The sequence below is a fragment of the Aeromicrobium sp. genome (assembly GCF_036676885.1).
Lineage (GTDB): Bacteria > Actinomycetota > Actinomycetes > Propionibacteriales > Nocardioidaceae > Aeromicrobium.
The window spans coordinates 1-3,294 of record NZ_JAKFCB010000185.1 but is presented as its reverse complement, the minus strand read 5'-3'; the positions used below and the strand labels follow the sequence as shown (position 1 = coordinate 3,294).

General features: G+C 69.3%; 6 protein-coding genes. 4 read left to right on the top strand and 2 right to left on the bottom strand.

The window, feature by feature from the left end:
* The coding region (locus V6M46_RS08825; RefSeq protein ID WP_332663860.1) for an aldo/keto reductase at positions 1-183 on the bottom strand (183 nt) is incomplete at its 3' end.
* A gap of 61 nt (positions 184-244) precedes the next feature.
* On the opposite strand from V6M46_RS08825, the gene V6M46_RS08820 reads away from it, so the two are divergent.
* The 4 genes from V6M46_RS08820 (at position 245) to V6M46_RS08805 (ending at position 2,305) form a co-directional block, all read left to right on the top strand.
* Entirely contained in the window at positions 245-682 is a 438-nt protein-coding gene (locus V6M46_RS08820; protein ID WP_332663858.1) for a nitroreductase family deazaflavin-dependent oxidoreductase, read from the top strand.
* Between the two features lie 28 nt (positions 683-710).
* A complete protein-coding gene (locus V6M46_RS08815; protein WP_332663856.1) occupies positions 711-1,574 on the top strand; it encodes an aldo/keto reductase in 864 nt (287 codons plus the stop codon).
* A 69-nt stretch (positions 1,575-1,643) separates the two neighbouring features.
* A complete protein-coding gene (locus V6M46_RS08810) occupies positions 1,644-2,075 on the top strand; it encodes a hypothetical protein (protein WP_332663853.1) in 432 nt (143 codons plus the stop codon).
* A 56-nt stretch (positions 2,076-2,131) separates the two neighbouring features.
* Positions 2,132-2,305, top strand: a complete 174-nt coding sequence (locus tag V6M46_RS08805; RefSeq protein ID WP_332663850.1) for a CsbD family protein — start codon at positions 2,132-2,134, stop codon at positions 2,303-2,305.
* A gap of 51 nt (positions 2,306-2,356) precedes the next feature.
* On the opposite strand, the gene V6M46_RS08800 is transcribed toward V6M46_RS08805, so the two are convergent.
* Entirely contained in the window at positions 2,357-3,088 is a 732-nt protein-coding gene (locus tag V6M46_RS08800) for an alpha/beta hydrolase (protein ID WP_332663848.1), read from the bottom strand.
* Positions 3,089-3,294 lie beyond the last annotated feature (206 nt).

Sequence of the window (3,294 nt, the reverse complement as noted above, 5' to 3'; positions counted from 1 at the left end):
GTACATGTTGGCGGTGTCGAACGTCGTGATCCCGGCATCGAGGGCCTGCTGGATGAACGGCCGGCTCTGCTCCTCGGGCAGCGTCCACGGGTGCGTGCCACGATCGGGGTCGCCGTAGCTCATACAGCCGAGGATGATGCTCGACACCTCGAGGTCACTGGTTCCGAGCTGCACGCGGTCCATGAGTCGATCATGCCGTGAGGTGGCAAGGCCGTGGTTGGGAGGTCCCTGCAAGGCTTGAGGCATGCCACTGACCGGAGAATATGCGCCCAGCACGACCGAATGGGCCCGCAAGCAGGCCGAGCTGTTCGAGCGTACGAACGGCGCAGAGGGCAACACCATCATGGGCAAGCCGATCGTGCTGCTCACGACGCTCGGCGCCAGGACCGGCAAGCTCCGCAAGACCGCGCTGATGCGCGTCGAGCACGAGGGCCAGTACGCCATCGTCGCCTCGCTGGGCGGGTCGCCGAAGCACCCGAGCTGGTACCACAACGTCGTCGACGCGCCGCTGGTCGAGCTTCAGGACGGGCCCGTGCGCAAGGACTTCACGCCCCGCGAGCTCAGCGGTGAGGAGCGCGAGGTGTGGTGGGCGCGCGCGGTCGAGGCCTACCCGCCCTACGCGTCGTACGCCGAGAAGACCGATCGGGTCATCCCGGTCTTCCTGCTGACCCCGGCGGAATAACCTCACGCCGGTCGTCCTTGACCACGGCATGACTTCCACAGTTTCCGCAACCACGTCCGGCACCTTCTCGATCGGCGGTGACCTCCCGGTCACGCGCCTCGGATACGGGGCGATGCAGATCACCGGCAGCGGCGTCTGGGGCGAGCCCCGTGACCGTGACGAGGCGATCCGCGTCCTCCGCCGCGCCGTCGAGCTCGGCGTGACGTTCATCGACACCGCCGACTCCTACGGACCCAACGTGTCCGAGGAGATCATCCGCGAGGCCCTCCATCCGTACGCCGACGACGTCGTGATCGCCACCAAGGCGGGTCTCACCCGCACCGGTCCCGGCGAGTGGATCCCTGTCGGCCGGCCCGCCTACCTCAAGCAGCAGGTCGAGCTCAGCCTCCGCCGCCTCGGCGTCGACCGCATCGACCTGATCCAGCTGCACCGCATCGACTCCGAGGTCCCGGTCGCCGACCAGGTGGGGGCGTTCAAGGAGCTGCAGGAGCAGGGCAAGGTGCGCCACATCGGCCTGAGCGAGGTCACCGTCGACGAGCTCGAGGAGGCGCAGAAGACCGCCGAGATCGTGTCGGTGCAGAACCTCTACAACCTCGCCGACCGGTCCGCCGAGGCGCTCCTCGATCATGCCGAGGCCAACGGCATCGGCTTCATCCCGTGGTTCCCGCTCGCCACGGGTGGACTCGTCAAGGACGGCGGCCCGCTCGCCGAGATCGCGAAGGAGCAGGGGGCGACGCCGTCGCAGCTGGCACTTGCCTGGCTGCTCGAGCGCTCCCCGGTCATGCTGCCGATCCCCGGCACGTCGACCGTCGCGCACCTCGAGGACAACATCGGCGCGTCCGGCATCGAGCTGACCGACGAGCAGTTCCAGGCGCTCTCCGACGCCGTCTGACCGCTCAGGGACGGCCCGCAGCCGTACGCTCGACGTGCCGAGGCCGGCTCGCCGCTCTAGCGTTGGCACATGGGTGAGGCACCGAAGCCGCAGCACACGCGGCCCGACGGCGTCGACGACGTCACCGTCGAGGCGCTCGGCAAGCTGAGCGAGGCCCTCGAGGTCATCGAGGAGGCGCGCGGGCTGCTCTACACGTGGCACCGCCGCACGGGTGAGGCCGACCTGGCGCTCGACGACGCCGTCGACCTGTTCCGGAAGGCCGGGCGCGACGACATCGCCGAGAGCATCACGACCGACCTGATCGGCCGCAACGTCCTGGAGGGTCGGTGGACCTTCCAGGTCGTCGAGGAGTACGACGCGGGCTACTACGCCGCGTTCAAGGAGCACGAGCGTGCGGCCCGTGAAGCGCTGGCCCCCGGGCGTACGCACCTGTTCGAGGCCGAGATGAAGGAGGAGCGGCGTACGCACGGCCGTCGGCATCACGAAGCGACCCCGGATTGAGGGGGTTGTCCCGACGCATTCCGGGTATGTCCGTGGCACGACGAAAGGAACTGATCATGGGACTAGATGACAAGTTGAGCAACGCCGCCGAGGACGCCAAGGGCAAGGCGAAGGAAGCCGTTGGCGGAGCCACGGACGACGAAGAGCTGGAGCGCCAGGGCAAGACGGACCAGGCCAAGTCCGATCTGAAGAATGCGGCCGAGAACGTCAAGGACGCGTTCAAGCACTGAGCGCCCACGAGCTGGGAGTGCCTCGACAGGGTCGGGGCACTCTCTTCGTGCTCACCGAGCCGTGAGCGCCTCCAGGATCTCCAGCGTCACGGCCCAGGCGTGTGACGACGGATCGATCACGACGAAGTGATCCCCCTCGACCTCGATGAGCTCGGCGTCCGCCCCGGCCGACCTCGCGCGGTCGACGTACGCGATCGACTGGCTGAGCGGCACGGTGTCGTCGGCCACGCCGTGCACGCAGCGGACCGGTACGTCGAGGGGGAGGTGCCGGCTCGGGTCGGCGTGCTTATGGTCGCCGTGCCTGCCCATGAAGGCCAGCGTGGCACCGGCCCCGAGGTCGTCGCGGACGGCCGCAGCCAGGTCCAGCACGCCGGCCTGGGAGATCGCCGCCGTGACCCGCACGGCCGGCTCGCTCCAGGGCGTGCCGGTGAGCCTCGGCCGCCCGGCCGCCCACACGGCGAGGTGGCCTCCGGCGGAGTGGCCGAGCGTCACGACGGTCGAGGTGTCGAGGCCGTCGACGCCGGCGAGCGCATCGATGCCCGCCGCCACGTCGTCGAGCGTCTGAGGGTAGCCGCCCCCGTTGCCCACCCGGCGGTACTCGAGGTTGTACGCCGTCCAGCCGTGCTCGGCGAGCGACGCGGCGAGCGGGCGGCCGAGCGAGAGGTCGTAGACGGATCGCCAGAACCCGCCATGGATCACCACGACGACACCCTTGGAGGCGCCCGCCGGACGGGTCAGCTCGCCGTGCTGTGAGGGGTCGTCGCCGTAGCGAACCTCCTCCATGGGTGCTCCGTTCGTCCTGCCGCTGGTGCCGGCGCACCTGACAGCCAATCGCACTCCGCTGTCGGGCGCCACCGCAACCGCGGAAGGACGGTCATGGGCACGCTCGCCGACCGATAGAATCAGGGTCCGTCGACACCATGGGAGGAGCCGACATGGATGCCGACCAGCTCGACCAGATCCTGCTGATCGGCTCCGGTGTCCTGGTG

Coding starts and splice junctions, on each gene's coding strand:
- V6M46_RS08820 (WP_332663858.1), top strand. CDS start 245: ATGCCACTGACCGGAGAATATGCGCCCAGCACGACCGAATGGGCCCGC.
- V6M46_RS08815 (WP_332663856.1), top strand. CDS start 711: ATGACTTCCACAGTTTCCGCAACCACGTCCGGCACCTTCTCGATCGGC.
- V6M46_RS08810 (WP_332663853.1), top strand. CDS start 1,644: ATGGGTGAGGCACCGAAGCCGCAGCACACGCGGCCCGACGGCGTCGAC.
- V6M46_RS08805 (WP_332663850.1), top strand. CDS start 2,132: ATGGGACTAGATGACAAGTTGAGCAACGCCGCCGAGGACGCCAAGGGC.
- V6M46_RS08800 (WP_332663848.1), bottom strand. CDS start 3,088: ATGGAGGAGGTTCGCTACGGCGACGACCCCTCACAGCACGGCGAGCTG.